Below are 25,362 nucleotides of genomic sequence, written 5' to 3' on the forward strand. Positions count from 1 at the left end.
CTGTTATTTTAGTTAACGCAACGTTAACACTTTCAAGTGGTTAACGGAAATCCCTTCGCCAAACAGGCCCCCACATGCGACCAAATTCTTGCTAGCGGAGCAGCAACACCAGCACGCTTACCAGTACCGCCAAAAAGGCCGCTGCAATCAAAATGAGCACAAGGGAGAGAAGCAAGGTGGCAAGGCCCCGCCAGGCGCTAAAACCGTTGGCTTCCCCCAGCATGATGCTGGTGGTAAAGAGGCTATAAATGCCAAACACCAGCGGCAACAACGACACCAGCAACACCAGGGGGTTGCCTGGCCACTGCATCTGCTCTATCCACAGCAGCTGCTCGCCCCAAAAGAAGTAGCCGATGATGCCAAACAGTGTGGCAAGGGTCACCGGAACCCCGCCCCAACTTATCGCCACCCGGGCGCCAAGCGGGTCGCCGCTGCCATCTAGCCAACGGCCGACTTGGCGCAGCACCCAGCCCTGGAAATACAGCAGCAATACGGCAAATAGCGGCAGTAAGATCACGCCTAGCGCTACCAGCAGCGAGGGCATGGCGCTGGTCAGCCAATGCTCCAGCCAGCTCAGATACCAGGCCACCACATACAGCAGCACCGAGCTATTGCCGGGGCGGGAGGCCATGACCAACCGGTAGGCGGCGCGGGGTTGCAGCCACAACAGGGCCAGGGCTTGTAGGGGCATAGGAACCTCTTAGTGCGCTTCTTCGGCCGCGACCGGCAACACCGAGGTGCAGCAGGGGCAGCGTTTGGCCTTGATGGCAATGGCGGAAAAGCATTCCGGGCATTCTTTGGTACTGGGCGCCGGTTTCGGTGCCGCCTCTTCTTTGCGCTTGAGGCGGTTGATGCTGCGCACCAACATGAAGGTGGCAAAGGCGACGATAACAAAGCTCACTACGTTGTTGATAAAGACACCGTAGCTGATGGTCACCGCCCCTGCTGCGTTGGCATCGCTCAAGGTGGCATAAGGCCCGGCGGCTTTGGCGCCCTCTTTTAGCACCACAAAAAACTGCGAAAAATCCACGCCGCCCAGCAGCAACCCGATGGGGGGCATCAGCACGTCAGATACCAGGCTTTTGACGATAGTGGTAAAGGCGCCGCCGATGATAATGCCCACTGCCATATCCACCACATTGCCTTTTACGGCAAATTCCTTGAATTCTTTCAGCATCTTAGTTCCTCGCTCCAGGCCAAATGCCGGTTGGCGTCATGATAAACCTTTTAACTGCCGCTGCCAGCCGCCCCTTGCCCTTGGGCGCCCCTTGTCCGACCATTAACGTTATTTTCCACGGACCAGGACAGTGCCATGCGCTACCCCGTGCTTTTTATCGGCGGCTCCGACCCCAGCGGCGGCGCCGGCATTCAGGCCGACATTAAAAGCTGCCAGGCCCTTGGCGGCTATGCCATGGCGCTGCCGACAGCGCTGACAGTGCAAAACAGCCACGGCGTCAAAGCCTTAGAGTTGCTGCCTCCAAGCCTGGTGGCAGCCCAGGCCGAGGCGGTGCTGAGCGACATTCGCCCCCGAGCGGTCAAAATTGGCATGCTGGGGTCAATCGCCATCGCCGAAGAGCTGGCCCGGGTGCTGGCCCGCCTGGAAGGCGAAGTGCCCATCATCCTCGACCCGGTGCTTTCGGCCAGTAGCGGCATGAAGCTTGGCGCCCTTGAGGCCGTCGAGCGGCTATTGCCCCTTTGCACCCTGGTGACCCCCAACCTCCCGGAAGCAGCCAGCATTCTGGCTGCACCGGCCATGCCAACGCCGATGCTTATCCAGGCGTTGAAAGAAGCTCTGCCCTGCGCTTTTTTACTCAAAGGGGGCCATGGTGACGGCGCGGTGCTGACCGATTGGCTGTGGGACGGTAAACGCCTGACCAGCCTCAATGCCCGGCGCCAGCAGGGTAACCAGTTGCATGGCACCGGCTGCACCCTGGCGGCGGCCATCGCCACCGAGCTTGCCAAAGGAAAACCCTTGCATCTGGCCACCATCCTTGCCCATCAATACCTACAAGGGGCCATTCGCCGCGCCGCCACGGCGCCCCTTGGCCAGGGGCACCACGGGCCGCTTTGGCATTAGCCGGGCTTTTGAGCCAGCACGTGAATATAGCGGGCTAGGCTGCGGTAGGGCTCGCGGTTGGCGACCCATTCTTCCCACTGGATGCGGGTGGCAAGATCCGGGGCTATTTCCCCTTTTTGAAAGTAATCGGAAAAGCAGCGAATGCCGGTTTGGGCTTTGATAAGCCAGCCTTCCTGCGCCAACCAGCCATAAACCTCTTCGGGCCAGAGCGGGCTGTGGGGGGTCAAGCTGTTGTGGCCGCCGTAACGGCCCTTTTCCAGGTGCTTGAAATTGCCGCGAATAAGATGGTTAAAGTCGATGCTGTGGCGGTTGTAGAACAGCAGGGAAAGGTGCCCGCCGGGCGCCACCCGCGCCATCACCTTGGCAAGGGATTGCTGCTGCTCGCCAAGCCATTCCAGCACCGCGTGAAACAGCACTAGCGAATACTGGCCTTCAAGCTCTGAGAGGCTCGCCTGGCGGCAGGCAACGGCGACCCCGGCCTTTTCAAAACGTGCCTGGGCCTGGGCCAGCATCTCGGCCGAGGGCTCGGCCATCAGCACAGGGTGGCCAAGGCTTGCAAGCTTTAGGCTCATCTCACCGGTGCCGCCACCGATATCCACTATCTGCTGCGGCCTTGCCAATAGCTCGGCCAAATCGCGCATCACCAGATGCTGGCGCAGCTCACCCTTGTAGCTTTCATAAATACGGCGGCCAAATTTGGCCGCCAGTTGCCCATCAAAGATGCGATCGGACTTCATACGGGGTTGGGCACATCCACAAAACGCACCTCTAGGCCAAAGCGCTCGGCTAGGTGCTCGCCAAGGGCCTTGATGCCGTAACGCTCGGTGGCGTGATGGCCGGCGGCAAAGTAATGAATGCCGCGCTCGGCGGCAATATGGGTGGTGCGCTCGGACACTTCCCCTGAGACAAAGGCATCGACACCGGCGTCAGCGGCAAGGTCGATGTAATCCTGGGCGCCGCCGGTGCACCAGGCCAGGGTCTCGATGCGCTCGGGCCCGCCGGGCAGGTGCAGGGGTTTGCGGCCCAGCTTTGCCTCTAAGAAGGCGGCAAAATCCACGGCGCTCATGGGCACCGGCAAGCGGCCTTTAAACACCAGAGCCTTACCCAACTCGTCGTCCAAGCCGCATTGCACATCCAGCTCCAGCAAACGGCCAAGCTGGGCATTGTTACCAAGGGCGATGTGGGCATCGAGGGGCAGGTGGTAGCCGGCCAGGTTGATGTCGTGGGTCAACAGGCTTTTGATGCGCTTGGCCTTGATGCCGGTAATGGTCTGGGATTCGTTCTTCCAAAAATACCCGTGGTGCACCAGCAGCAGATCGGCGCCCCAGGAAATGGCCTCGTCAATCAGCGCCTGGCTGGCGGTGACGCCGGTCATCACTTTGGTGATTTCTTCGGTGCCCTCGACCTGCAGGCCGTTGGGGGCATAATCGCGAAAACTCCCGGCCTTGAGCTGGTCGTCCAGGTAGTCGAGCAGTTGCTTACGTTCCATGACTCCTCCTTGCAAGGCGCCTAGGGTAAATGAGGCCAATGGCAGAGAAAAGCCATCAAATTAGACAGCTCTTGTTAAAAACAGTATAAAATTGCCGGGTTTTAAACGTTGAAATACAAAATAGAAAGGAAACGGCCATGGCCACTTTGGATAAAGACCAGGTGTTGGCAGACTTCACTGCAGCCTATAACGCCAAACACGGTAAAGATCCCGAGATCGAGCAAAAAGGCAGCTGGTACGCCATCGATGGTGGTAAGAGCGTACGCCTGGCAGACATCGTCGACATGACGGCTGAGCTGGCCGGCGCCGCGCCTGCCGCTGCCAAAGCCGCCCCTGCGGCCCCGAAAAAAGCCGCTGCCAAACCGGCAGTGAAAGCCAGCAAACCCAAGGCCAGCGCCGGTAATGGCGGCCTGCTTCCCAAAGCCTACTGGGAAGATCTGCTGGAACAGCGGGATCATCACTGTCGCCGCCCTCGCGGCTTCTAAAAAAACGCCGGCTTGCCGGCGTTTTTTTATGCCTAAATACAAACACTTGATCCACATCACCTCGTCTTTCCCAAGAGGGCGCACAGTACCGGCATTGTTGTACAAGGAGAGTCCCGAATGCCCGCTACCCCTTCCCTCCTCAAACGGCTACCGCCGCTGGGCTTTTTTGCTGCGCTGCTGGTTTTGATTGTGGTTTTATTGCTGCCGCAGGCGGCCGGGCTGCCGCTAGCTGGCCAGCGGCTGCTGGCCATCCTCGCCTTTGCGGTGGTTTTGTGGCTGACCGAAGCGGTGAGCTACGAAGTGTCGGCAGTGCTGATCGTGGCGCTTATCGCCCTGTTGGTGGGCACAGCCCCCAATATGGCGGCGCCAGAGCATGCCCTTGGCACGTCCAAAGCGCTGTCCATGGCCATGAGCGGCTTTACCAGCTCAGGGCTGGTGCTGGTGGCCGCCGCGCTTTTTATCGCCGCCGCCATGACCATCACCGGCCTTGACCGGCGCATTGCCCTGATGACGTTATCCCGCATCGGGGTGGGTTATGGCCGCATTCTGATTGGCACCCTGGTGGTAACAGTGGTGCTGAGCCTATTGGTGCCCAGCGCCACCGCCCGGGTCGCCTGCGTGGTACCCATCATGATGGGGATGATCGCCGCCTTTGGGGTCAGCAAGGATTCCCCCTTTGCCGCCGGGGTGATGATCATGGTGGCTCAGGCCACCAGCGTCTGGAACGTTGGCATTCAAACGGCCGCCGCCCAGAACCTGCTGACCACCGATTTTATCCACCAGGTAACAGGCCAAAGCATCAGCTGGAGCACCTGGCTGCTGGCTGGCGCGCCCTGGGCCATGTTGATGTCGGTGGCGTTGTATTGGGTGGTGCACCGTTTGATGCCGGCCAAATCGGTTGCCATTGCCGGCGGCAAAGACACCGTTAAAAAGGCCCTGCAAGAGCTTGGCCCCATGTCTCGCAACGAGAAAACCCTGCTGGGGGTTACCCTGGTTTTACTGCTGCTGTGGGCCACCGGCGGCAAGCTGCACCATGTTGATACCGCCACCGTTACCGCTACCGGCCTTGGGGTATTGCTGCTGCCGGGGCTCGGGGTGATGAGCTGGAAGGAAGTGCAAAGCCGCATCCCCTGGGGCACGCTATTGGTGTTTGGGGTGGGCATATCCCTGGGCTCGGCGCTGTTGCAAACCCACGCCGGGCAGTGGCTTGGCAATGTGGTGGTGCAAGGCATGGGTCTTGAGTCGTTGAGCCCATTTTGGCTGTTTGCGGTATTGAGCCTGTTTTTGATTGTGGTGCATCTGGGGTTTGCCAGCGCCACTGCCCTCACCTCCACCATGATGCCAATTTTGCTGTCGTTACTCACTGCCATCTCCAGCGAGCTTAACGTGCCGGGCATGGCGCTGCTGCTGGGCTTTGCCATCAGCTTTGGCTTTATCCTGCCCATCAATGCCCCGCAGAACATGGTGTGCATCGGTACCGACACCTTCACCAGCCGCCAGTTCATCAAGGTGGGGATCCCGGTGACCATCATCGGTTACCTGGTGATGCTGCTGCTGGCCGCCAGTTGGTGGCCGTTGCTAGGTTTGATGTAACACCTGCTTATTTAACAGGCAAGAAACAACAGGTTGCCTTTCCAGGGAGGCCTCAGAGACCTTTATGTTGTCATTTGTTGCCATATTGCAACAAATTAAAAACATAAAGAGAGAGGACTCCATGTATCGCAAAACGCTGCTGGCCAGCGCCGTGTTAACGGCTCTGGTCTCGCCCCTTCATGCTGCCGAGCAAGACCAGAGCATCGAGCGTATCCAGGTTACCGGTTCCCACATCAAACGCACCGACATGGAAGGCCCCTCCCCGGTGCTGTATATCGATGCCAGCCAAATCGCCAATTCCGGCGCAAGGGATTTGGGCGAGCTGCTGAAAAAACTGCCGGTGAGCGGCGCTGGCTCCTTTACGCCCCAGGGTAACGATTCTGACTCCACCGCCAACGGCGCCGCCGGTGTTTCCCTGCGGGGCCTGGGCGCCGACTCTACCCTGGTGCTGCTAAACGGCCGGCGCATTGCCGTTAACGCCTTTGCCCAGGGCATCGACACCGCCTTTGTGGACATCAACTCCATTCCGGTATCGGCCATTGCCCGGATCGATATCCTCAAAGACGGCGCCTCGGCCATCTATGGCTCCGACGCCATCGCCGGGGTGGTGAACATCATCCTTAAAGAGGACTTTGAAGGCACCGAAATCAACGCCAGCATTGGCGATACCAAAGACGGCGGCGGCGCCGAAAAATCCGCCTCGCTGCTGTGGGGCCATGGCGACGAAAAAGCCCACACCACGGTGATTTTGGATTACTTCAAGCGCGACGAGACCTTCTACAGCGACCGCGATTACTCCAAAAACGCCAACCAGAGCAGCCGCGGCGGCTCCGACCTTCGCTCTTCTTCCGGCAACCCTGGCTCTTATATCCCCGCTACCATCGGCAGCGACGGCTCCATCACCCCCAAATCCGATATCTACAACTGGCAGGCCGACGCCAATTGCCCTGCTGACGACGACATCGGCACCTATTGCCTGTTCAACTATGCCCCCTGGATGACCATGAACCCTGCCACCGAGCGCATGGGGCTTATCCTCAACCACCGCCAGCAACTCACCGACAGCATCAGCGGCTTTATGGAGGCCAACGTCCAGCATTCGCGCAGCGACGTGCACGGCGCCCCCAGCCCCTCCTTTGGCGAGTTCTACATCACCGCCGACAACCCGCTCTTTACCTCGGGCGAGGCCATCAACCCCTTCCCCGGTGAAGACCTGACCATGCGCCGGCGTACCACCGAGGCCGGCGCCCGCCACAAGCAGATGGAGTCGGACAACCAGCGGCTGGTGTTCGGCCTTGACGGCCAGGTGGCCGAAATAGACTGGGAGCTGTCCTACACCTATTCGCGCTCTCGCAACCACGAATACGGCAAAACCGGCTTTGTGCAGTCGACCCGCCTGCAAGAAGCCATCAACAGCGGCGAATTCAACCCCTTCTCCCCCACCCAAGACCCGGACGTGATTGACGACATCAGTGTCCACACTACCCGCTCCGGCCGCTCGGTCACCCAAGCCTGGGACGGGCAGATCTCCGGCGCCGCCTTTGCCTTGCCCGGCGGCGACGCCCAGTACGCCCTGGGGGTGGAATACCGTAAGGAAGAAATTGAAGACAACCCGGACGAGCTGTTCCTTCGCGGCGAAGTGTTCGGCACCGAAGCCACCACCGCTTACGGCAGCCGTGACCAATACTCGGTGTACACCGAGTTCTCGTTGCCCCTTATCGAGAAACTCGAGGCGCAATTGGCGGTGCGTTACGAGCACTATTCCGACTTTGGCAACAACACCAGCCCCAAAATAGGCCTGCAATACCGCCCCACCGATTCGCTGATGCTACGGGGCTCCTGGGGTAAGGCGTTCAGGGCGCCATCCTTGGTGCAACTGGGCCTGGGCCCGACCCAAGAATCCCCCGGCCTTATTGACACAGCCCGCTGCGCCCTGACCGGCGCCGACGAGGATTGCCAGCCTCAGGAGCGTACCGTCGAGCTTTCCGGTAATCCGGATCTCAAGCCCGAGAAATCCGACTCCTATAACCTCGGCATCGTCTGGCAGCCGGTCGACGCCCTCGAATTGGTGCTCGATTACTGGAATTACGACCAAAAGGGGCTCATCAGCACCGATACCCAGTACCGCCTCAACCAATACAACGCCGGCATCGCCCAAAGCACTTTTGATGTGATCCGCGAGCCGTCGTCAGGGGGCGTGCCGGGGAGGATCTTCAGGATCGTCGACCAGTACCAGAACCTCGGAGGCCAGAAGACCGACGGTATTGATTTGGACAGCCGCTACCACCTCGACACCCAGTACGGGGCCTTTCAGTTCAGTTACCTGCTGACCTGGGTAAACAGCTTCAAGGAGATCAAGGCTGACGGCACCGAGCGAGACTTGGCCGGCAAGTGGCGCCATCCCAAGTGGCGCTGGAATGCCAGCCTCGACTGGACCCTCAATGACTGGAGCGCCACTGCCCGGGTCAACTACATCAGCAAGTACGATGACGACATCGATGCCGGTGCCACCGGTACCGTGGACAGCTTCACCACCCTCGATACCAACGTCAGCTACCAGGGCTTTAAGAACCTCAAGCTGACCCTGGGGGCCAACAACCTCTTTGATGAAGAGCCGCCGTTCTCGGCTGCCGACTTCATGGGGTACGACACCGAAACCCACTCCTCCCAGGGGCGTTTTGCCTATGTGAAGGCAAGCTACCGCTTCTAAGTAAAAAGCCGCCCTCGGGCGGCTTTTTTAATACTCAACCGTGGTCTTGATGTCCATCGGGTACAAGAATTCTCGATAGTCCGGCTCTTTCGGTTTGGCGACCTTGAACTTGGCGCTGTAGAGGTGTTTTCGAAACATCATGGCGCTCCTGTCGTTATCCAGCTTGGACTTAAGCAGCTTGACCTTCACCACATCCCCTTGCCGGTTCACCATCAGCAAAAACAGCAGCTCGGCGTCGGACTTAGCAAACTCCTTGCGGGCTTCAAACAAGGACTCGTCCGAGGAACGCCAATCCGGCAGTGCTTCGCCAGCACTGGCGCCAGCCGCGGCCATCAATACCAAAGCCATCAATGCATTATTCATGTCAGCATCCGTGCAAAAAATTTGCAAAATACTCACATTTTTAAGCAGTTATGACAACGTCATCGTCACCAGCGGCTATCGCGTTCGCAGGGGATGCCGTCGTGGTCGCCATCCATCTTGGTGCCGGGGCAGTTGGCGAGATAAAACTCGGCCTCGGCCCGCGAAGTCATTTGGCTGCAATAGACCTTGCCCTCACAGCGAAAAGCAGGCTTTGGCACAGGTTTGGCGGGTAGTTTATCGGCAAGCACCGGCGGCAAACTGCTGGCACTCACTTTCTTGTGTTGGTAGAGGTATTGCACCGTGCCCAGCACGGCGATAGCGCCGATAACGATATGGCTAAACTTCATAGACTGACTTCCCTGCCGGTTAATGGTTCTCCCAAAGATAGTGCACCAGGGCGTCCAACTCCTTGTCTATTAGCGTTTTTTCATCAAAAGCCGGCATCTGCTGCAACGGCCAGGTGCGCACGGCTTTGGGGTTACGCACCAGGGCCTTAAAGCCGCTTTTGGTCAGGTAGTGGCTGACCGCCATGGGCCGGCCTAAATCCGGCCCCACCTCGCTCTCCCCGGCGCTGCCGAGGCGGTGGCAGGCAAAGCAGTTGGCCAAAAGCAGCTGCTGCCCGGCAAGGGCCTTGGCGTCGCCTCGCTTTGCCGCCAGTTGCGGCCAGCGCTCAAGAGGGCTTTGCACCAGGTTGATACTGGCGATGGCATAGGGCCATTGCTCGGGGCTGACCTTTTGGCCTGGCCAAATCAAATAAAAAGGCCCGGCGTTGCTGCTTTTTCCGGGTAGCGCTGGCCAGGGCTGGTCCTCCACGGCCAGCCATGGCTCGCCCTTGGCGATAAGGCGGGTTGGCAGCTGCGCCACAAAGCCGTCGGTGGCGCGAAACGCCAAAGTGCCGTTTGGGGGCACCTTCAGCAGTGCCTTTAACGGCAGCGCCCGGTAATCGGCGGGGCGGTGGTAGGCCACGTCGTCATCCACATGCACCGTTTTGGCTTGCGGGCTGGCCAGCAGCGCCGCGCTGTCAAAGGTCTTCCCCAAAATGGCTATCTCGGCCGCCGAGGCGGGCAATGCCGTCAGCAGCAGCGCGAAAAAGGCGGTTTTCATGGTTCTGTTCTCATAAAAAAACGCCGCTAAGCGGCGTTTTTTTCAGGTCGGCTTACGGGCACGGCGCCCTTGGGTTTGGGTGCTTTCCCGGGCGCGGTCGCGTTTGACGGCGCGGCGAATACGGGCGGCACGCACATAGGGGTTGTCCTTGGCTTCGGCGCGTTCATCAAGCATCGAACGGGTCTCTTCCTTCAGGCCCACCATGGCGCGCAGGTAGTTAACATCTACCTTCTGAAGCTCTTTCCAGCCACCTTGGGGCAGCTTGCGGTCCAGCTCCATTTTGCCGTACTGGGTACGGATAAGGCGCGAGACCTTAACGCCCTGGGACTCCCAGAGACGGCGTACTTCGCGGTTACGGCCTTCGGCCAGGGTAACGGCAAACCACTGGTTGATGCCTTCACCGCCGGTGCGCTTGATGGTATTGAAGCTGGCCGGGCCGTCTTCCAGTTGCACCCCTTTACGCAGGCTTTGCACCATGGCCTCCGGCACCTCGCCAAAGACCCGTACCTGGTATTCCCGCTCCACCTGGTGGCTCGGGTGCATCAGACGGTTGGCAAGCTCGCCGTCGGTGGTAAAAAGCAGCAGGCCTGAGGTGTTGATATCCAGGCGCCCTACCGCCACCCAGCGGCCTTGCTTGAGGCGCGGCAGGCGGTCAAACACGGTCGGGCGGCCTTCGGGATCTTTACGGGAGCACAGCTCGCCTTCGGGCTTGTTGTACATCAACACCCGGCAGATCACCTCTTCTTCGCTGGCAATCGCCACCTGGTGACCGTCGATACGCACCTCGGCGCTGCTGTCGATACGGTCACCCAGGGTAGCGACCTTGCCGTTGACGCTGATGCGGCCGGCGGAGATCAGGGTTTCCAGTTGGCGGCGGGAGCCATGGCCGGCACGGGCCAGGACTTTTTGCAGTTTTTCACTCATGTGTTACCTCTTCGAGCCTCTCGGCTGGGTTGGTGATTTCCATCAGCTCGGGCAATTCGCTCAAGCCTTTTAAATTCATGTCGTCCAGAAACTGGCGGGTGGTGCCATACAGCGATGGCCGCCCCGGTACTTCCTTGGTGCCCACCACTTTTATCCAGCCGCGCTCTTCAAGGGTGCGGATGATCTGGGTGCTGACCGCCACCCCGCGCACTTCTTCGATTTCGCCGCGGGTCACCGGCTGGCGATAGGCGATAAGGGCCAGGGTCTCCAGGGTGGCCCGGGAGTACTTGGGGGCCTTTTCCACCCACAGCCTTGACAGCAGCGGGCTTAGGGCATCGTCAGCCTGAAAGCGCCAGCCGCTGGCCACTTCCACCAGGTGAATGCCGCGGGGCCGGTAGTCCAGCTCCAGCGCTTTAAGCGCCTTGACCAGTTTGGGACGCGAGATTGTAAAGCCTTGGAAGACGCTGTCCAGCAAATCCTGCGGCGTCATGGGCCGGCCGGCCACCAGCAAGGCGGCTTCCAGCACCTGTTTGAGCTGCTCGTCACTGATCTTCGCCATGGCGGATCTCCACACGAATGGGGCTAAGGGGCTCGGGCTGGATAATGCGTATTGCCGCCAGCTTCTGTAACTCAAGGATAGCCACGAAGGTGACCACCACCCCGGCACGCCCCTCTTCGAGGGTAAAAAGCGCCACAAAAGGCAGGTGCCCGGCCTCACTTAAGATCTCCAGCACCCGCGCCATGCGCTCGCGAGTAGACAGCTTTTCCTTGCTGATCTGGTGCTTTTCAAACATGGCGGCGCGCTTGAGCACCCCGGCAAGGGCGGTAACCAGCTCGTCGAGCTCGACATCAGGCAGCAGCCGGATGGGGGCGCAGCTCGGGCCGGTGTCGGCATCGGCGAGGAAGGTATCGCGCTCTACCCGTGGCAGAGCGTCGATGTCTTGGGCAGCCTGTTTGATGATTTCGTATTCTTGCAAGCGGCGAATAAGCTCGGCCCTAGGGTCTACCTCGATTTCGCCGTCTTCGCTGGTGCGCCTTGGCAGCAGCAGCCGCGACTTGATCTCGGCCAAAATGGCCGCCATCACCAGGTATTCGGCGGCCAGCTCCAATTTGAGCTCCTGCATCAGCTCCACGTACTCCATGTACTGGGCAGTGATGCGGGCGATGGGCATGTCGATGATGTCGATTTTGTCGCGGCGGATAAGGTAGAGCAGCAAGTCCAGCGGGCCCTCAAAGGCCTCCAGGAACACTTCCAGGGCCTCGGGCGGAATGTACAAGTCTTCGGGCAGCTCGGTGAAGGGCTGCCCGTGCACAAAAGCCAGCGGCAGGGGTTGCTGGACAGGTTGGGTTGGCGCGTCCTGGGTCATTGAAAGGGGGTCACGTCTCCGGAGCCTACCCTGACAATCTCAACGGCCTCTTCGCTCATGTCAATGACGCTGGTGGGCTTTTCACCCAGCACGCCGCCATTGATGATGAGGTCCACCTGATTCTCCAGCCCATAGCGGAACTCCTCCGGGTCGGCCTCAGTGAAATCGTTACCGGGCAAAATAAGGGAGGTGGACATCATCGGCTCGCCCAGGGCGTCAAGCAGCGCCAGGGCAATGGCGTTGTCCGGCACCCGAAGACCGATGGTTTTACGCTTGGGATTCAACAGCCGCTTGGGCACTTCTTTGGTGCCTTTCAAAATAAAGGTGTAAGGCCCCGGCGTATTGTTGCGAATAAGGCGAAACGCCTGGTTATCGACCCGCGCATAGAGGGACAACTCCGACAAATCCTTGCAGACCAAAGTGAAGTTGTGGTCGTCCTGCAACTTACGGATGCGAATAATGCGCTCCAGAGCGCCTTTGTCGCCCAGGTGGCAACCCAGGGCGTAGCCCGAATCGGTGGGGTAAATAATGACCCCGCCACCACGAATAATGGCCACCGCTTGGCTTATCAGCCGCGCCTGCGGGTTCTCTGGATGGACATAAAAAAACTGGCTCATACTGGCTCCCTTTCCCAGACTGCGCGGCAACCGGCCGGCAGGTAAAGGTTTCGCCCAAGCTCGGCATAGGGGCTTGGGTAGTGAAAATCAGACCCTTGGGACCCGGCCAGCTGATGCTCGGCGGCCAAATCGGCCAAAAAGCGCCGCTCATTTTGCGGCTGCTGGCATTGGGCCACTTCCAGGGCGCCGCCGCCCATGGCGGCAAAGTCACTGATCAGCTGACGCAGCCACTTGCCACTGAGGCTGTAGCGGCCGGGGTGGGCCAGCACCGCCACCCCGCCGCTGGCGGCGATGGCGTCAATGGCCTGGCTCATCTCGGGCCAGGGCGGCGGCACATAGCCGGGGTTACCACGGGTCATGTACTTTTTAAAAACACCCTGCATGCTGGTGGCTTTACCCAGCTCCAACAGGTACTGGGCAAAATGGGCGCGGGTTAAGGTCCCTTCCCCCGCATAACGGCGGGCACCGGCCAGGGCATCGGGTATACGGGCTTTTTCAAGGCGCCGGGCGATTTCCTCACCGCGGGCCTCGCGGCGCGAGGCCTGGGCGTCAATCAGCGCCAGCAGCCCCGGATGCGAAGGGTCAACCCACAGCCCTACTATATGTATCTCTTTGTTTTTCCAACAAGTAGAAAACTCGATACCGTTGATAACCGTCAGCTCGGTGCCGCTGGCCGCCGCCTGGGCTTCGTTAAGGCCAGACACCGAGTCATGATCGGTAATGGCAAGGTGAGTCACCCGCCGCTCAAGAGCACGGTTAACCAGCTCAGTGGGGCTCAGGCGACCATCAGAAAAGTGGGTGTGGCTATGGAGATCATGATGCATGGCGCCATTCTACCTGAAATAAGCCGTTGACAGCGGTAAAAAACGGCTTTAGTTTGAAGGCGACTTTTAAAGACGGCAGAGACAAAACTCATGCAAAATCAAGCAATCAACCTCATCTGGTGGTGGCACAACCCATAAGCGGGCTGTGTGCTTGGTGGTATCCGTCAAAGCATTCCTAAGGCCCGCAGCAAAGCGGGCCTTTTTCGTTTAAGAGCAGATAAAAATGAACACTTTCGCAAGCAACATGAAACTTTGGTGGTGGTGGCATTCCTGGCGTCAGGCGGGCTAGCTGCACCTTGTTGTTTGCAAACAAAGATTGCTAAAGCCCGCCCCCAAAGCGGGCTTTTTTATTTTTTAAATTCAAAGAGAAACATCATGATCATCGTACTCAAACCCCATGCCACCGAAGCCGATGCCCAAGCAATCCTGGCCCGCATCGAAGCCAAAAACCTCAAGCCCCTTTACATGCCGGGGGTCGAGCGCATCGTGCTGGGCGCCATCGGCGACGAGCGGGTGCTGGCTGAGCTCAATATCGAAGCCGACCCCATAGTCGAAGAAGTCAAACCCATCCTCTCCAAGTACAAGCTGGTTGCCCGCGAACTGCACCCCCACGACACCCAGGTGCCGCTGGGCAACACCCAGATCGGCGGCGAGCGCTTTGTGGTGATCGCCGGACCCTGCTCGGTGGAGTCTCGCGAGCAGTTGATGGCGGTATCAAAGATGGTCAAGGCCAATGGCGCCGTGGCCATTCGCGGCGGCGCCTACAAGCCCCGCACCAGCCCTTATGCCTTCCAGGGCCTGGGGGTTGAGGGCCTCAAACTCCTCAAAGAAGTGAACCAGGAGCTGGGCATCCCTACCGTGTCGGAAGTGATCAGCCCGGAAGATGCCGAGATGATGGCGGGCTATGTGGACATGCTGCAAATCGGCGCCCGCAACATGTACAACTACCGCCTCTTAGAAGCGGTGGGTAAAACCGGCAAGCCGGTGATGCTCAAACGTGGCCTGAGCGCCACCATCGAGGAGTTCCTGTTGGCCGCCGAATACATCCTCGCCCAGGGCAACCCCAATGTGGTGCTTTGTGAGCGCGGCATTCGCACCTTTGAAACCGCCACCCGCAACACCTTGGATTTGAACGCGGTGGCGCTTCTTAAACAAAAAACCCACCTGCCGGTGGTGGTGGACCCTTCCCACGGTACCGGCATCCGCGAGTTGGTGATCCCGCTGTCCCGCGCCGCCGCCGCCGTAGGCGCCGATGGCATCATCGTCGAGTCGCACATGAACCCCAAAGAAGCGCTGTCTGACGGCCACCAGGCCCTGACCCAGGACCTGTTCGAGCAGCTGATGCGTGAACTCAAACCCTTTGTGGCCGCCGCCGGGAGAACCCTGTGAGCCCTGCCCTGCTGCGCCTGCGTCTGGGCAACTGCCCAGACCCGTTAAGCGCTTATAAAACCCTGGCCGACAGGCCCAATACCTTGCTGCTGGAATCGGCTGAGCCCAGCGCCGGCAACGCCACCCAGAGCCTTATCATCACCGATGCGGCCCTGAAAATTACCGCCCTTGGCCGCGAGTTGACGGTCAAGGCCCTCACCGCCAACGGCCAGACCCTGCTGCCGCGCCTTTGCGAGCGCCTCGGCATGAATGCCAGCCTCACCGGCGACACCCTGACCCTGTCGGTGCCCAAGCCCGACCCAGAGCTGGACGAAGACTCCCGGCTCAAAGCGCCCTCGGTGTTTACCCTGGTTCGTGAGCTGCTGACCTTACTGCCCAAAGACGCCGACATGCCTTTTTCCAGCATGGTGGCCGGGCTCTTTGGCTTTGATTTGGTGGCAAGCCTTGAAGAGCTGCCCGAGGTGGGCGGCGATGAAGACGTGCCGGATTTGTGCCTTTACCTCGCCGAAACCGTGCTCTACATGAACCATCGCAACCAGAGCGCCACCTTGCTGGCCCTGGCGCTGGAAGGCACCCAGTCAGCTGCGTACTTCGAACTGTCCCGGCGCCTGGCAAGCTACCAGCAGCTGCTCAAATCCCCGGTGGCGCTGCCCAAGGTGGCCATCGAGGCCCCGGCGGTGCCCACAGTAGTGCCGGAAGACGACGCCTTCAAAGCGCAAGTAACCCAGCTTAAAGAGCACATCCTCGCCGGTGATTGCTTCCAAGTGGTACCGTCCCGGCGCTTTCTGGCGCCCTGCCCGGCGCCGCTTATCACCTACCAGGCGCTGCGCAGCCAAAACCCCAGCCCCTACATGTTCTTTTTAAACGCCGGCAGCTTTAGCCTCTTTGGCGCCAGCCCGGAAAGCGCCCTGACCGTGGACAGCCAAAGCCGCGAACTGGCGGTCTACCCCATCGCCGGCACCCGCCCCCGTGGCGTCGATGCCGACGAAGACGGCCGCTTTGAGCTGGAAATGCGCCTGGATGAAAAAGAACAGGCCGAACACCTGATGTTGGTGGATTTGGCTCGTAACGACGTGGCCCGGGTATCAGAGCCTGCCAGCCGCACCGTGACCGATCTCTTGAAAGTGGACCGCTACGAGCGGGTGATGCACCTCGTTTCCCGGGTTAAAGGCACCTTGCGCCGCGACCTTGACGCCCTGCACGCCTACCAGTCGGCGCTCAATATGGGCACCTTGACCGGCGCGCCGAAAATCATGGCCACCCACCTTATTCGTAAAGTAGAAGGCCGGCGCCGCGGCGCCTACGGCGGCGCCATTGGTTACGTGACCGCCCGTGGCGACATGGACACCGCCATCGTTATTCGCTCGGCAGTGGTGCGAAACGGCGAGGCCTGCGTGCAAGCGGGCGGCGGCGTGGTGTTTGACTCCACCCCGCAATTTGAGGCCGATGAAACCCGCCACAAGGCCGCCTCGGTGCTGCGCGCCCTGGGCGCCAAGGAGGTCAAAGCATGATAGTGCTGCTCGATAACCTCGACTCCTTTACCTACAACCTGGTGGACGATTGCCGCCGCCTGGGCGAAGAAGTGGTGATTTACCGCAATACCGTGTCGGTAGACACCATTATGAACAAGCTGGCCAGCACCCCCGATGCGGTGCTGCTGCTCTCCCCCGGCCCCGGTAACCCGCAATCGGCCGGCAACCTGATGGCAGTGCTGCAAAAAGCCCTGGGCCGCTACCCCATTCTTGGGGTTTGCCTGGGTCATCAGGCACTGGTGGAAGCCACCGGCGGCAGCCTCAAGCGCTCGCCTTTGCCTCGCCACGGCAAGGCCTTTCGCCTGAACATCAAGCCCCATGCCCTCTTTGACGGCATGGGCGAAGCGCCCATGGTTGGCCGTTACCACAGCTTGGTGGCCGATACCGTTTCAGCAGAGCTTGACGTGGTGGCCGACACCGAACAGCAAGTGATGGCAGTAGTGCACAAATCGGCGCCCGCCATTGGCCTGCAGTTCCACCCCGAATCTCTGCTGACCCGCGATGGCCATAAGCTGCTGGTAAATGCCCTGAGACTGTTGCGGGGGGCGGCATGAGCCTTGAAAAACTCCTTAAAGGCGAGCGCCTGAGCGCCCTTGAGTCCCAGGCCTTTTTTGCCAAGATGGCCGCCGGCGACATGGACCCACTGCATCTGGCCGCCGCCCTTGCCGCCATGAAGGTACGCGGCGAAACCAGCGAAGAGCTGCAAGGCCTGGCCCAGGCGCTGCTGGCCGCCGCCAAGCCCTTCCCGCGCCCGGCCGGCGATATCGTCGATTGCGCCGGCACCGGTGGCGACGGCGCCAACACCCTCAACATTTCCACCACCGCCGCCTTTGTGGCGGCAGCGGCCGGGGTGCGGATAGCCAAGCACGGCAACAAGGCGGTGTCGTCCCAGTCTGGCAGCACCGACGTGTTGAGCGCCCTTGGCATCCCGGTGCTGGTAGAACCCGAGTTGGCCAGAAAGGCCCTGGAGGCCACCAACCTATGCTTTTTGGCGGCGCCCCAGTACCACCCCGGTATCAAGCACGCCATGCCGGTACGCCAGGCGCTCAAAACCCGCACCCTCTTTAATCTGGTAGGCCCCCTGGTCAACCCGGCGCGGCCCAACTTTCAGCTGATGGGGGTGTATGACCCGGCGCTGCTGGAAACCATTGCCCAGGCGCTAATGGCCATGGGCGTGGAGCGGGGCCTGGTGGTGCACGGCAGTGGCCTTGACGAACTGGCCCTGCACGGCCCCACACAAGTGGTGGAAATTCGCGACGGCGCCCTTATCCAATACCAGCTGACCCCGGCCGATCTCGGCCTTAACAGCGCCAGCATCGAACAACTGGCCGGGGGCGACGGCGCTTTTAATGCCCGCGCCCTTGAAAAACTGCTGGCAAGGGGCGAGCCAGGCCCGTACTTTGATGCAGTTGCAGCTAATGCAGGTGCCCTGCTCTACTTGGCCGACATTACCCACACCTTGAAGGAAGGGGTGGCCAAGGCCGGCGACATCATAAGAAGCGGCCAGGCCATGGCCACCCTTGTTCAGTTAAAGGAGACTCTCCGTGGCCACAGTGCTTGAAGAAATCGTTGAACGTAAAAAGGCCGATTTGCCCGAGTTGAAGGCTCGCTACCCACGTGCCGCCACCATGACCCTGCCGCTGTCCAAACGCTCGTTGGAGCACAGTTTGCGCTACGGCAGCGGCTTCATTCTGGAGTGCAAGAAGGCCAGCCCCTCCAAGGGCCTTATTCGCCAAGACTTTGACCCTAAAGCCCTGGCCGCCATTTACCAGCAATATGCCTCCGGCATTTCGGTACTGACCGACGAGCCTTATTTTCAGGGCCACCCCGATTACCTGGCTGCCGTGGCGCAAAGCGTCAAGGTGCCGGTGCTGATGAAAGACTTTTTCATCGACCCCTTCCAGGTGCGCCTGGCCCGCTACCTGGGAGCCGATGCCATTTTGCTGATGCTGTCGGTACTGGATGACGCCAGCTACCTGGCCTTGGCCGAAGAAGCGCAAAAGCTGAATCTCGATATCCTCACCGAGGTGGCTACCCCGGGAGAGCGCGACCGCGCCGTCAAATTGGGCGCCCGCATCATCGGCATCAACAACCGCAATCTGCACGACATGACCATTGACCTGGCCCGCACCGAGCAGTTGGCCAAAGCCATTCCCGAAGACCGGGTGGTCATTAGCGAGTCCGGCATCAAAACCCACAGCGATGTTAAGCGCCTAAAAGCGGTGGCCAAGGGCTTTTTGGTAGGCTCGGAGCTGATGAGCAAACATGATGTGAACCTTGCCTGCCGCCAATTGGTGCTGGGCGAGCACAAGGTCTGTGGCCTGACCAAAGCGGCCGACGCCAAGGCCGCCTATGACGCTGGCGCCACCTACGGCGGTTTGATTTTTGCGGGCAAAAGCCCGCGCGCCGTCACCGAAGCCGAAGCGGCCACCATCAAGGCTGGCGCGCCCCTTGCCTATGTCGGCGTCTTTGTGGACGCCCCTGCCGAGCAGGTGGCGGCCATTGCCGATCGCCTGGGGCTGTTTGCGGTGCAGCTGCATGGCAACGAAGATGCCGCCTATGTGGCGGCGCTTCGCGGCAAGACCCAGGCCCAAATCTGGAAGGCCTGCACCGTCGATGCCGTGCCGGCATTGGCGGTTGACCGGCTGGTGGTGGATTCGCAACACCAAGGGCAATTTGGCGGTACCGGCGCCACGTTTGATTGGGCCAAACTGCCCCAAGACGCTGCCGTGCCGCTGATGCTGGCCGGCGGCCTTGGCCCGGACAACGTCCAAAGCGCCCAAGATGTACCCGGCATCATCGGCCTTGACCTTAATTCCAAACTGGAGCTGGCCCCCGGCGTCAAAGATCCAGCCCTTATTCAAAAGACTTTTCAGTTGATGAGGCAAGCATGAGCCATTTCTCCCCCTACTTTGGCGAATTCGGCGGCACCTATGTGCCGGAGATCCTGGTCCCGGCCCTGGACCAACTGACCGAGGCCTTTGAAAGCGCCCTGGTCGACCCGAGCTTTCAAGAAGAGCTGGGCAAGCTGCTCAAGCACTATGCCGGCCGCCCCACTCCGCTTTATGAGGCGACTCATTTAAGCCCCAACCCCTTGGTGCGCATCTTCCTAAAACGTGAAGACTTGGTGCACGGCGGCGCCCACAAGACCAACCAGGTTCTGGCCCAGGGCCTGCTGACCCAGCGTATGGGTAAAAAGGAAATCATCGCCGAAACCGGCGCTGGCCAGCACGGGGTGGCTACCGCCATGGTGGCGGCCATGCTGGGCCTGAAGGCCCGCATCTACATGGGTGCCAAAGACTGTGAGCGCCAGCAGCCCAATGTCTATCGCATGAAGCTGATGGGCGCCGAGGTTATTCCGGTGCATTCGGGCTCCGGCACCTTGAAAGACGCCGTCAACGAGGCGCTGCGCGATTGGGCCGCCAACTACGACAGCGCCCACTACCTGCTGGGCACCGCTGCCGGCCCGCACCCCTTCCCGCATCTGGTGCGCGAGTTCCAGCGCATTATCGGTAAAGAAGCCAAGGCCCAGATGCTCGAAGCCATCGGCCGCTTGCCCGATGCCGCCATCGCCTGTGTGGGCGGCGGCTCCAATGCCATTGGCCTTTTTGCCGACTTTATCGAAGAAAAAGGCGTGGAGCTTATCGGCGTCGAACCCGGCGGCGAAGGCCTGGACACCGGCAAGCATGGCGCCCCTATCCACCTGGCCCGGGTCGGGATTTTGCACGGCATGAAGAGCTACCTGATGCAGGACGGCGAAGGCCAGGTGGAAGAGTCTCACTCCATCTCTGCCGGCCTTGATTACCCGGCGGTGGGGCCGCAGCACGCCTATCTCGCCCAGACCGGCCGCGCTCAGTATGTGGCCATCACCGACGATGAGGCCATCGAAGGCTTTAAAGCCCTGTGCCGCTCAGAGGGCATTATCCCGGCTATTGAGTCTTCCCACGCCTTGGCTTACGCCCTCAAGCGCGCCAAAGCCGCCACCAAAGAAGAAGTGCTGCTGGTGAACCTTTCCGGCCGTGGCGATAAAGATCTCAACACCATCATGAACCTGGAGGCCGCGCAATGAGCCTGTATGACGCGATGTTTGAGCGCCTGCGCGCCGACAAGGAAGGGGCTTTCATTCCCTTTTTGACCCTGGGTGACCCGGACCTGGAAACCAGCTTCGAACACCTTTGCATCATGGCCGAAAACGGCGCCGACGCCCTGGAGCTGGGCATGCCCTTTTCCGACCCGGTAGCAGACGGCCCCACCATCCAGGCCGCTACCTTGCGCGCCCTAGGGGCCGGCACCACCCCGAAAAAGGCCCTCGGCCTTATTCGCCGCTTAAAAGACAAGTACCCAGAGCTGCCGGTAGGGCTACTCACCTACGCTAACCTGGTGTTTGCAGCCGGTATCGAGCAGTTCTACCAAGATGCCAAAGCCGCCGGGGTGGACTCGGTGCTGGTGGCCGACGTGCCACTCAAAGAATCCGCACCTTTTGTGGCCGCTGCCAAAGCCGCCAGTGTGGCGCCGGTGATGATAGCCCCCCCCAACGCCACGGATGCCACCTTAAAAGCGGTGGCCGAGCTTAGCGAGGGCTATGTGTATCTGGTGTCTCGCGCCGGGGTAACCGGCACCGAAACCGCCGCCGGCAAGCCCCTTGGCCACATCATCGAGACCTTAAAGGGCTATAACTCGGCGCCGGTGGTGCTGGGCTTTGGCATCAGCGAACCATCTCAAGTCAAAGCCGCCCTGGCCTCTGGCTGCGACGGCGCCATCAGCGGCAGTGCCACGGTTAAAGCTGCCGAGCGCAGCCCCCATGCCCTGGCCCGCTTTGTCGAAGGCATGAAAGCGGCCAGCCGCTGAGCATTAAAGGGCCCAACCGGGCCTTTTTCACAAGAGAGACCGATGCTGGATAAAGAAAGGATTTTAACGCTGGCCAACACCCGGATGCCTTTTGGCAAGTACCAGGGCAAGTCGCTGATGGCGCTGCCGGAGGAATATCTTTTGTGGTTTCAGCACAAGGGCTTTCCCGAAGGGGAGCTGGGCCAGCTGATGGCCCTGGCACTGGCGCTGAAGGTAGAAGGACTGGACCGGTTGCTCGACCCGCTGCAGAAAACGCAGCCATAAAAAAAGGACGCCTAAGCGTCCTTTTTATTCACCGCGATATTGTCTCTTACTGAGCAATAACGTTGGCAGCTTGAGGGCCTTTTTGGCCTTGCTCAACGGTGAAAGAAACTTTTTGGCCTTCTTTCAGTACTTTGAAGCCAGTACCTTGGATAGCGCGGAAGTGAACGAATACGTCAGCACCGCCGTTCTCGGGGGTGATGAAGCCGTAACCTTTCTCTTCGTTGAACCATTTTACGGTGCCAGTAGTGTTGGACATGGTAGTCTCCTGAAGTTTGACTGTGCGCCTGCGCGCATTAAACAAATTACTTATGATTACAAACAGTTAGTGAAGCTTCAGGACAACATTACTGGGTAAAGCGAATGTGTAGATGAAGTATTCAAATCTTGACTGTTACATAAAGTAAGACCGCACTTTGCGGCCGGTGCAAATAATAGCACAAGGTTACCGGCCGTACAGGACTATTTTTGAGACCTGGAATAAAATGCAATCGGCTGTTTCTTAACGACAATCCCTCAAGGCAACGTTTTGGGCTGCTCATCTGAGCAGCAATGCCGCCGAATATTGCCGCCGCCCGAGCCGGGCCATTCGCAAAAAAGCCTCTAAGGGCACCGGCATGGCGATGTTGTCGGTGACGCTTTCCACGTCTTCGAGATCCGGGTCGTGGAGGTAGACAAAACGCTGGTCCATGGCCACCACCAACACCCAGTGCGGCGCCTTCTCGTTGTGCATCAGGTAGGTGGAGATAAGCACCAACGCCAGGCCGCCACCGTCTAAGTGCCGGGCCAGGGCGTCAAGCTCCAGTCGCTGATAGATGCGCTGAATACCGGCTTTTTTAAGACGCTTGGAAAAATCCTCGTGGACCACGGTGATAATGCGCTTTTTCTCCGGGTTCCTAACCCCTTCAATAAAAGGCACCTCCCGGTCCGACACGCACAGGCCCACCTCCAAGCCCTGGGCGGCAGCGGCCAGGGCCAGGCCTTCACCGGAGCAGCCGCCGTGGCCGGAAGTCATATAAATGGTGGTGGACTCGCGCCAGAGGTTGAGCTCGTCGCTGATGCGCGGCTTGTGTTTTTTCTTGAGCGCCGACAGCGCCATCAGCAGGCAAGACGGGCCGCAGGTAAAGCGAGTTTGCTGCGGGTAAAAAGGCACCTTGAGGCTACCTTTGGGCAGCTTTCCCTTGATGCGTTTTTCCATGCGCAGGCCGTCACTGCCGTCTTCGTAGTAAGCCAGCAGCGGAGCGATGGTCTTAAAGCCAAAGCGCTCATAAAGGCCGATGGCGGCCACATTGTCGCCCTGCACTTCCAGACGAATAGCCACCGAGCCCTCGGTAATGGCGGCCGCTTCGATTTTTTCCATCAGCAATTTGGCAATACCGCGGCCGCGGGCAGCAGGGTCCACCGCCAGCGAATACAGGCGGGCCAGCGCCGTGCCCTTTTTCAGCAGCAGCACCGCCGCTCCCAGCAGTTTGGTCTTGTCTTCGGCCACCCACACCTGGCCGTGGGCGTCTTTTAACAGGTGGCGCCAGCGGCGCCGGTCCAGGCGGTCATGGGTAAAGGCTTTGTTCTCCAGGGCGTGGAGATCGTCAAGGTCGGCAATGGTGGCCAGGCGCGCTTTCATGGGTCATACCCTTTACAGGACTGGCTGCACAATAGCCACAATTAACACCAACTTACAGCAAAGGATATTTGTCCTTAGAACAAGAAATCCTTGTTTGCGAGCCCCGCTTATTACGCGCATCCTTTGTGCCAATTAACACAGGAGTGACCCATGACCCGGCTTTACATCCTCCTCAAGGACACCAAACAGTGGGGAGGCCTCTACCCTTCCGACGATCTGCTCACCGCCCGCCAATACCTGAAATTGCCGCCGACCAAAGGCGACGACAAAGTCCAGGTGCTGAACCTCACCGGCAGCTACCGCTATCTGGGTGAAGGTTACTATTGCTCCCTGCTGGCCGAAGCCCGTGGTCACCGGGTGCTGCCCTCCGTTGCCACCTTGAACGATTTGGCCAGCCGTGGCTTGTACGGCCCTGAAGTCAAGACCATCAAGGCCCCCAAAGAGGCGGATATCACCTTTCGCATCTTCTTTGGCCGCACGCTAAACCCGGAGTTTGCCGAACTCGGTTTGCAGCTTTTTGACCGTTTCCCAGCCCCTATTCTGGAAGCGAGCCTCAAAGACGGCATCATTACCAAGCTAAAACCCAAGGGGCTTTCCAATCTCACCGATGAAGAAGAAACCCTCTTTGCCGAGGCGCTGGACGCCTTTTCTCACAAGATTTGGCGCGTCAAAAAGCCCAAACGCAAGTACCGCTTTGACTTGGCGATGCTGGTGGACCCAGAAGAAAAGCTGCCGCCGTCTGATACCGGCGCCCTTAAGCGCTTTATTCGCGCCGGCCGCACCCTGGGGGTGCAGGTAGACCTGATTACCCACAAGCAGGCGGCGCGCCTGGCCGAATACGACGGCCTTTTTATCCGCGAAACCACCAGCATTCATGGCCCCAGCTTTCAAATGGCGCGCCGCGCCGAGAACCTGGGCCTGGCGGTGATTGACACCCCGGAAGCCATCTTGCGCTGCACCAATAAGATTTATCTGGCCGAGCGGATGGAGCAGGCCAAGGTGGCCATTCCCAAAACCCGGGTGGTACAGCGCGGTGACGACGACGCGCTGGAAGCGGCGGCCGCCGATCTGGGCTTTCCGCTGGTGATGAAAATTCCCGACGGCGCCTTCTCGCGTGGGGTAGTCAAAGCCCAGAGCCTGGAAGACGTGCGCAAGCATGCCGCCGGTTTCTTCAAGCAATCGGCGATGATCTTGCTGCAAGAGTATTGCTACACCGAGTTCGACTGGCGGGTGGGCGTGCTTAATAAAGAGCCGCTTTTTGTCAGCAAGTATTTCATGAGCCGCGGCCACTGGCAGATCTACAACCACTCGGGCAAGAAAACCCAGTCCGGCGGCTTTGAAACCCTGCCGGTAGCGGCGGCACCGAAAAAGGTGGTGGAAACCGCCGTCAAGGCCGCCAACCTGATGGGTGACAGCCTGTTTGGGGTGGACCTGAAAGTGGTAGACGGCAAGCCGGTGGTGATTGAGGTGAACGACAACCCCAACGTCGACTCCGGTGTCGAGGACAAGGTCCTCGGCGACCAGCTGTATCTCACCATCATGCAGGAATTGGTCAAGCGCATGAGTTGACGTAGACTGGGCGGCAGTTGTTCGGAGGAATACATGGCTTTTCTCGATTACCTGCCGCTTATCGCGTTTTTTATTGCATACAAGTTGACCAATATTTACACCGCCACCTGGGTACTGATCGGGGCCAGCGCCCTGATGCTGGTGGTGGTGAAACTGGTTAAAAAATCGGTTTCCAAGCAGCAGTGGTGGCTATTTGCCGCCGTGGTGGTCTTTGGTGGCCTGACCCTGGCCTTCCGCTCCGATCTCTTTATCAAGTGGAAAGTCACGGTGGTTTATGCCGCCTTCGCCATCGCCCTTATCGGCGCCCAGATGAGCGGTAAAAGCCTGCTTAAATCCATGCTGGGCGAGCAACTCAAATTGCCTGACGGGGTGTGGCGCAACATCACCTTTGGCTGGGGCGGGTTCTTCCTGGTGATGGCGGCTTTGAACCTGGTGGTGGCCTATCACTTCTCCCAGGATGCCTGGGTTAACTTCAAGCTGTTTGGCACCACGGCCCTTAGCCTGCTGGCCTGCGTGATAACCGGCATGGTGATTTACAAGCACTTGCCGGAAGAAGAAAAATCCTAAAAAAGCCGCCATCTGGCGGCTT

28 protein-coding genes and 1 other annotated feature are annotated in these 25,362 nt (G+C 59.7%); of the genes, 14 read left to right on the top strand and 14 right to left on the bottom strand.

Annotated elements, in window-relative coordinates:
• Positions 1–91: 91 nt before the first annotated feature.
• Together EDC28_RS12470 and mscL are read right to left on the bottom strand one after the other, a co-directional pair.
• A complete protein-coding gene (locus EDC28_RS12470) occupies positions 92–691 on the bottom strand; it encodes a YIP1 family protein (protein ID WP_050659465.1) in 600 nt (199 codons plus the stop codon).
• Positions 692–700: 9 nt separating this feature from the next.
• On the bottom strand, positions 701–1,177 hold the full coding sequence (gene mscL / locus EDC28_RS12475) for a large conductance mechanosensitive channel protein MscL (RefSeq protein WP_123421832.1): 477 nt from the start codon (positions 1,175–1,177) through the stop codon (positions 701–703).
• A gap of 135 nt (positions 1,178–1,312) precedes the next feature.
• Between mscL and thiD the strand changes: the two genes are divergently transcribed.
• Entirely contained in the window at positions 1,313–2,077 is a 765-nt protein-coding gene (thiD, locus tag EDC28_RS12480) for a bifunctional hydroxymethylpyrimidine kinase/phosphomethylpyrimidine kinase (RefSeq protein ID WP_123421833.1), read from the top strand.
• On the opposite strand, the gene EDC28_RS12485 is transcribed toward thiD, so the two are convergent.
• Together EDC28_RS12485 and EDC28_RS12490 are read right to left on the bottom strand one after the other, a co-directional pair.
• Complete coding sequence (locus EDC28_RS12485; protein WP_123421834.1) at positions 2,074–2,814, bottom strand: methyltransferase domain-containing protein; 741 nt, start codon at positions 2,812–2,814, stop codon at positions 2,074–2,076. The genes thiD and EDC28_RS12485 overlap by 4 nt on opposite strands.
• On the bottom strand, positions 2,811–3,566 hold the full coding sequence (locus tag EDC28_RS12490; protein WP_123421835.1) for a Nif3-like dinuclear metal center hexameric protein: 756 nt from the start codon (positions 3,564–3,566) through the stop codon (positions 2,811–2,813). Before EDC28_RS12490 ends, EDC28_RS12485 begins: the two co-directional genes overlap by 4 nt.
• A gap of 137 nt (positions 3,567–3,703) precedes the next feature.
• Here EDC28_RS12490 and EDC28_RS12495 point away from each other — a divergent pair, with 137 nt between their 5' ends.
• The 3 genes from EDC28_RS12495 to EDC28_RS12505 all read left to right on the top strand — a co-directional run bounded on the left by EDC28_RS12495 (position 3,704) and on the right by EDC28_RS12505 (position 8,354).
• Positions 3,704–4,051, top strand: a complete 348-nt coding sequence (locus tag EDC28_RS12495) for a hypothetical protein (protein ID WP_123421836.1) — start codon at positions 3,704–3,706, stop codon at positions 4,049–4,051.
• A gap of 117 nt (positions 4,052–4,168) precedes the next feature.
• Entirely contained in the window at positions 4,169–5,644 is a 1,476-nt protein-coding gene (locus EDC28_RS12500; protein WP_050659459.1) for a DASS family sodium-coupled anion symporter, read from the top strand.
• A 121-nt stretch (positions 5,645–5,765) separates the two neighbouring features.
• Positions 5,766–8,354, top strand: a complete 2,589-nt coding sequence (locus EDC28_RS12505; RefSeq protein WP_170164117.1) for a TonB-dependent receptor — start codon at positions 5,766–5,768, stop codon at positions 8,352–8,354.
• 27 nt (positions 8,355–8,381) lie between these two features.
• On the opposite strand, the gene EDC28_RS12510 is transcribed toward EDC28_RS12505, so the two are convergent.
• The 8 genes from EDC28_RS12510 to rnm all read right to left on the bottom strand — a co-directional run bounded on the left by EDC28_RS12510 (position 8,382) and on the right by rnm (position 13,553).
• Complete coding sequence (locus tag EDC28_RS12510) at positions 8,382–8,717, bottom strand: hypothetical protein (protein WP_123421838.1); 336 nt, start codon at positions 8,715–8,717, stop codon at positions 8,382–8,384.
• Positions 8,718–8,782: 65 nt separating this feature from the next.
• The gene (locus EDC28_RS20455; RefSeq protein ID WP_050659456.1) at positions 8,783–9,064 is read right to left on the bottom strand and encodes an excalibur calcium-binding domain-containing protein; all 282 of its coding nucleotides are present in this window, start codon (positions 9,062–9,064) and stop codon (positions 8,783–8,785) included.
• A gap of 19 nt (positions 9,065–9,083) precedes the next feature.
• On the bottom strand, positions 9,084–9,821 hold the full coding sequence (locus EDC28_RS12520) for a c-type cytochrome (protein WP_123421839.1): 738 nt from the start codon (positions 9,819–9,821) through the stop codon (positions 9,084–9,086).
• A 42-nt stretch (positions 9,822–9,863) separates the two neighbouring features.
• Complete coding sequence (gene rluB, locus EDC28_RS12525; RefSeq protein WP_123421840.1) at positions 9,864–10,745, bottom strand: 23S rRNA pseudouridine(2605) synthase RluB; 882 nt, start codon at positions 10,743–10,745, stop codon at positions 9,864–9,866.
• The gene (scpB, locus tag EDC28_RS12530; protein ID WP_123421841.1) at positions 10,738–11,304 is read right to left on the bottom strand and encodes an SMC-Scp complex subunit ScpB; all 567 of its coding nucleotides are present in this window, start codon (positions 11,302–11,304) and stop codon (positions 10,738–10,740) included. Before scpB ends, rluB begins: the two co-directional genes overlap by 8 nt.
• Positions 11,288–12,112, bottom strand: coding sequence for a segregation and condensation protein A (locus EDC28_RS12535; RefSeq protein ID WP_050659452.1), 825 nt, complete (start codon positions 12,110–12,112; stop codon positions 11,288–11,290). Before EDC28_RS12535 ends, scpB begins: the two co-directional genes overlap by 17 nt.
• A complete protein-coding gene (locus EDC28_RS12540) occupies positions 12,109–12,729 on the bottom strand; it encodes an L-threonylcarbamoyladenylate synthase (RefSeq protein WP_123421842.1) in 621 nt (206 codons plus the stop codon). Before EDC28_RS12540 ends, EDC28_RS12535 begins: the two co-directional genes overlap by 4 nt.
• Complete coding sequence (rnm, locus tag EDC28_RS12545; RefSeq protein WP_123421843.1) at positions 12,726–13,553, bottom strand: RNase RNM; 828 nt, start codon at positions 13,551–13,553, stop codon at positions 12,726–12,728. The genes EDC28_RS12540 and rnm overlap by 4 nt, the downstream gene beginning before the upstream one ends.
• Before the next feature lie 250 nt (positions 13,554–13,803).
• Positions 13,804–13,904, top strand: a sequence feature (Trp leader region).
• A gap of 24 nt (positions 13,905–13,928) precedes the next feature.
• Here rnm and aroF point away from each other — a divergent pair.
• Genes aroF through EDC28_RS12585 form a run of 8 tightly spaced genes read left to right on the top strand, consistent with a single transcriptional unit; the run spans position 13,929 to position 21,586 of the window.
• Positions 13,929–14,942 (top strand): 3-deoxy-7-phosphoheptulonate synthase, encoded by a 1,014-nt coding sequence (aroF, locus tag EDC28_RS12550; RefSeq protein WP_050659449.1) that lies wholly within the window; start codon positions 13,929–13,931, stop codon positions 14,940–14,942.
• The gene (locus EDC28_RS12555; RefSeq protein ID WP_050659448.1) at positions 14,939–16,453 is read left to right on the top strand and encodes an anthranilate synthase component 1; all 1,515 of its coding nucleotides are present in this window, start codon (positions 14,939–14,941) and stop codon (positions 16,451–16,453) included. The genes aroF and EDC28_RS12555 overlap by 4 nt, the downstream gene beginning before the upstream one ends.
• Positions 16,450–17,028, top strand: coding sequence for an anthranilate synthase component II (locus EDC28_RS12560; protein ID WP_123421844.1), 579 nt, complete (start codon positions 16,450–16,452; stop codon positions 17,026–17,028). The genes EDC28_RS12555 and EDC28_RS12560 overlap by 4 nt, the downstream gene beginning before the upstream one ends.
• Positions 17,025–18,035 carry an anthranilate phosphoribosyltransferase gene (gene trpD / locus EDC28_RS12565; RefSeq protein WP_123421845.1) on the top strand — a complete coding sequence of 337 codons (1,011 nt, stop codon included), beginning with the start codon at positions 17,025–17,027 and terminating at the stop codon, positions 18,033–18,035. Before EDC28_RS12560 ends, trpD begins: the two co-directional genes overlap by 4 nt.
• Entirely contained in the window at positions 18,028–19,368 is a 1,341-nt protein-coding gene (trpCF, locus tag EDC28_RS12570) for a bifunctional indole-3-glycerol-phosphate synthase TrpC/phosphoribosylanthranilate isomerase TrpF (RefSeq protein WP_123421910.1), read from the top strand. Before trpD ends, trpCF begins: the two co-directional genes overlap by 8 nt.
• On the top strand, positions 19,365–20,543 hold the full coding sequence (gene trpB / locus EDC28_RS12575; RefSeq protein ID WP_050659444.1) for a tryptophan synthase subunit beta: 1,179 nt from the start codon (positions 19,365–19,367) through the stop codon (positions 20,541–20,543). The genes trpCF and trpB overlap by 4 nt, the downstream gene beginning before the upstream one ends.
• A complete protein-coding gene (trpA, locus tag EDC28_RS12580) occupies positions 20,540–21,322 on the top strand; it encodes a tryptophan synthase subunit alpha (protein ID WP_123421846.1) in 783 nt (260 codons plus the stop codon). The genes trpB and trpA overlap by 4 nt, the downstream gene beginning before the upstream one ends.
• 42 nt (positions 21,323–21,364) lie before the next feature.
• Positions 21,365–21,586 (top strand): DUF3820 family protein, encoded by a 222-nt coding sequence (locus EDC28_RS12585; protein ID WP_050659442.1) that lies wholly within the window; start codon positions 21,365–21,367, stop codon positions 21,584–21,586.
• Between the two features lie 46 nt (positions 21,587–21,632).
• On the opposite strand, the gene cspE is transcribed toward EDC28_RS12585, so the two are convergent.
• Together cspE and EDC28_RS12595 are read right to left on the bottom strand one after the other, a co-directional pair.
• Positions 21,633–21,842, bottom strand: a complete 210-nt coding sequence (gene cspE, locus EDC28_RS12590; protein WP_050659441.1) for a transcription antiterminator/RNA stability regulator CspE — start codon at positions 21,840–21,842, stop codon at positions 21,633–21,635.
• A 279-nt stretch (positions 21,843–22,121) separates the two neighbouring features.
• Positions 22,122–23,204, bottom strand: a complete 1,083-nt coding sequence (locus EDC28_RS12595) for a GNAT family N-acetyltransferase/peptidase C39 family protein (protein WP_123421847.1) — start codon at positions 23,202–23,204, stop codon at positions 22,122–22,124.
• A 150-nt stretch (positions 23,205–23,354) separates the two neighbouring features.
• Between EDC28_RS12595 and EDC28_RS12600 the strand changes: the two genes are divergently transcribed.
• The gene (locus EDC28_RS12600; RefSeq protein ID WP_050659439.1) at positions 23,355–24,773 is read left to right on the top strand and encodes a RimK family protein; all 1,419 of its coding nucleotides are present in this window, start codon (positions 23,355–23,357) and stop codon (positions 24,771–24,773) included.
• A gap of 33 nt (positions 24,774–24,806) precedes the next feature.
• Positions 24,807–25,340 (top strand): septation protein A, encoded by a 534-nt coding sequence (locus EDC28_RS12605; RefSeq protein WP_123421848.1) that lies wholly within the window; start codon positions 24,807–24,809, stop codon positions 25,338–25,340.
• Positions 25,341–25,362: the final 22 nt, after the last annotated feature.

The sequence above is a fragment of the Gallaecimonas pentaromativorans genome (assembly GCF_003751625.1).
GTDB lineage: Bacteria > Pseudomonadota > Gammaproteobacteria > Enterobacterales > Gallaecimonadaceae > Gallaecimonas > Gallaecimonas pentaromativorans.

Bases quoted from the DNA above. Each gene is read 5' to 3' on its own strand.
- EDC28_RS12470 (WP_050659465.1), bottom strand. From the start codon at position 691: ATGCCCCTACAAGCCCTGGCCCTGTTGTGGCTGCAACCCCGCGCCGCC.
- mscL (WP_123421832.1), bottom strand. From the start codon at position 1,177: ATGCTGAAAGAATTCAAGGAATTTGCCGTAAAAGGCAATGTGGTGGAT.
- thiD (WP_123421833.1), top strand. From the start codon at position 1,313: ATGCGCTACCCCGTGCTTTTTATCGGCGGCTCCGACCCCAGCGGCGGC.
- EDC28_RS12485 (WP_123421834.1), bottom strand. From the start codon at position 2,814: ATGAAGTCCGATCGCATCTTTGATGGGCAACTGGCGGCCAAATTTGGC.
- EDC28_RS12490 (WP_123421835.1), bottom strand. From the start codon at position 3,566: ATGGAACGTAAGCAACTGCTCGACTACCTGGACGACCAGCTCAAGGCC.
- EDC28_RS12495 (WP_123421836.1), top strand. From the start codon at position 3,704: ATGGCCACTTTGGATAAAGACCAGGTGTTGGCAGACTTCACTGCAGCC.
- EDC28_RS12500 (WP_050659459.1), top strand. From the start codon at position 4,169: ATGCCCGCTACCCCTTCCCTCCTCAAACGGCTACCGCCGCTGGGCTTT.
- EDC28_RS12505 (WP_170164117.1), top strand. From the start codon at position 5,766: ATGTATCGCAAAACGCTGCTGGCCAGCGCCGTGTTAACGGCTCTGGTC.
- EDC28_RS12510 (WP_123421838.1), bottom strand. From the start codon at position 8,717: ATGAATAATGCATTGATGGCTTTGGTATTGATGGCCGCGGCTGGCGCC.
- EDC28_RS20455 (WP_050659456.1), bottom strand. From the start codon at position 9,064: ATGAAGTTTAGCCATATCGTTATCGGCGCTATCGCCGTGCTGGGCACG.
- EDC28_RS12520 (WP_123421839.1), bottom strand. From the start codon at position 9,821: ATGAAAACCGCCTTTTTCGCGCTGCTGCTGACGGCATTGCCCGCCTCG.
- rluB (WP_123421840.1), bottom strand. From the start codon at position 10,745: ATGAGTGAAAAACTGCAAAAAGTCCTGGCCCGTGCCGGCCATGGCTCC.
- scpB (WP_123421841.1), bottom strand. From the start codon at position 11,304: ATGGCGAAGATCAGTGACGAGCAGCTCAAACAGGTGCTGGAAGCCGCC.
- EDC28_RS12535 (WP_050659452.1), bottom strand. From the start codon at position 12,112: ATGACCCAGGACGCGCCAACCCAACCTGTCCAGCAACCCCTGCCGCTG.
- EDC28_RS12540 (WP_123421842.1), bottom strand. From the start codon at position 12,729: ATGAGCCAGTTTTTTTATGTCCATCCAGAGAACCCGCAGGCGCGGCTG.
- rnm (WP_123421843.1), bottom strand. From the start codon at position 13,553: ATGCATCATGATCTCCATAGCCACACCCACTTTTCTGATGGTCGCCTG.
- aroF (WP_050659449.1), top strand. From the start codon at position 13,929: ATGATCATCGTACTCAAACCCCATGCCACCGAAGCCGATGCCCAAGCA.
- EDC28_RS12560 (WP_123421844.1), top strand. From the start codon at position 16,450: ATGATAGTGCTGCTCGATAACCTCGACTCCTTTACCTACAACCTGGTG.
- trpD (WP_123421845.1), top strand. From the start codon at position 17,025: ATGAGCCTTGAAAAACTCCTTAAAGGCGAGCGCCTGAGCGCCCTTGAG.
- trpB (WP_050659444.1), top strand. From the start codon at position 19,365: ATGAGCCATTTCTCCCCCTACTTTGGCGAATTCGGCGGCACCTATGTG.
- trpA (WP_123421846.1), top strand. From the start codon at position 20,540: ATGAGCCTGTATGACGCGATGTTTGAGCGCCTGCGCGCCGACAAGGAA.
- EDC28_RS12585 (WP_050659442.1), top strand. From the start codon at position 21,365: ATGCTGGATAAAGAAAGGATTTTAACGCTGGCCAACACCCGGATGCCT.
- cspE (WP_050659441.1), bottom strand. From the start codon at position 21,842: ATGTCCAACACTACTGGCACCGTAAAATGGTTCAACGAAGAGAAAGGT.
- EDC28_RS12595 (WP_123421847.1), bottom strand. From the start codon at position 23,204: ATGAAAGCGCGCCTGGCCACCATTGCCGACCTTGACGATCTCCACGCC.
- EDC28_RS12600 (WP_050659439.1), top strand. From the start codon at position 23,355: ATGACCCGGCTTTACATCCTCCTCAAGGACACCAAACAGTGGGGAGGC.
- EDC28_RS12605 (WP_123421848.1), top strand. From the start codon at position 24,807: ATGGCTTTTCTCGATTACCTGCCGCTTATCGCGTTTTTTATTGCATAC.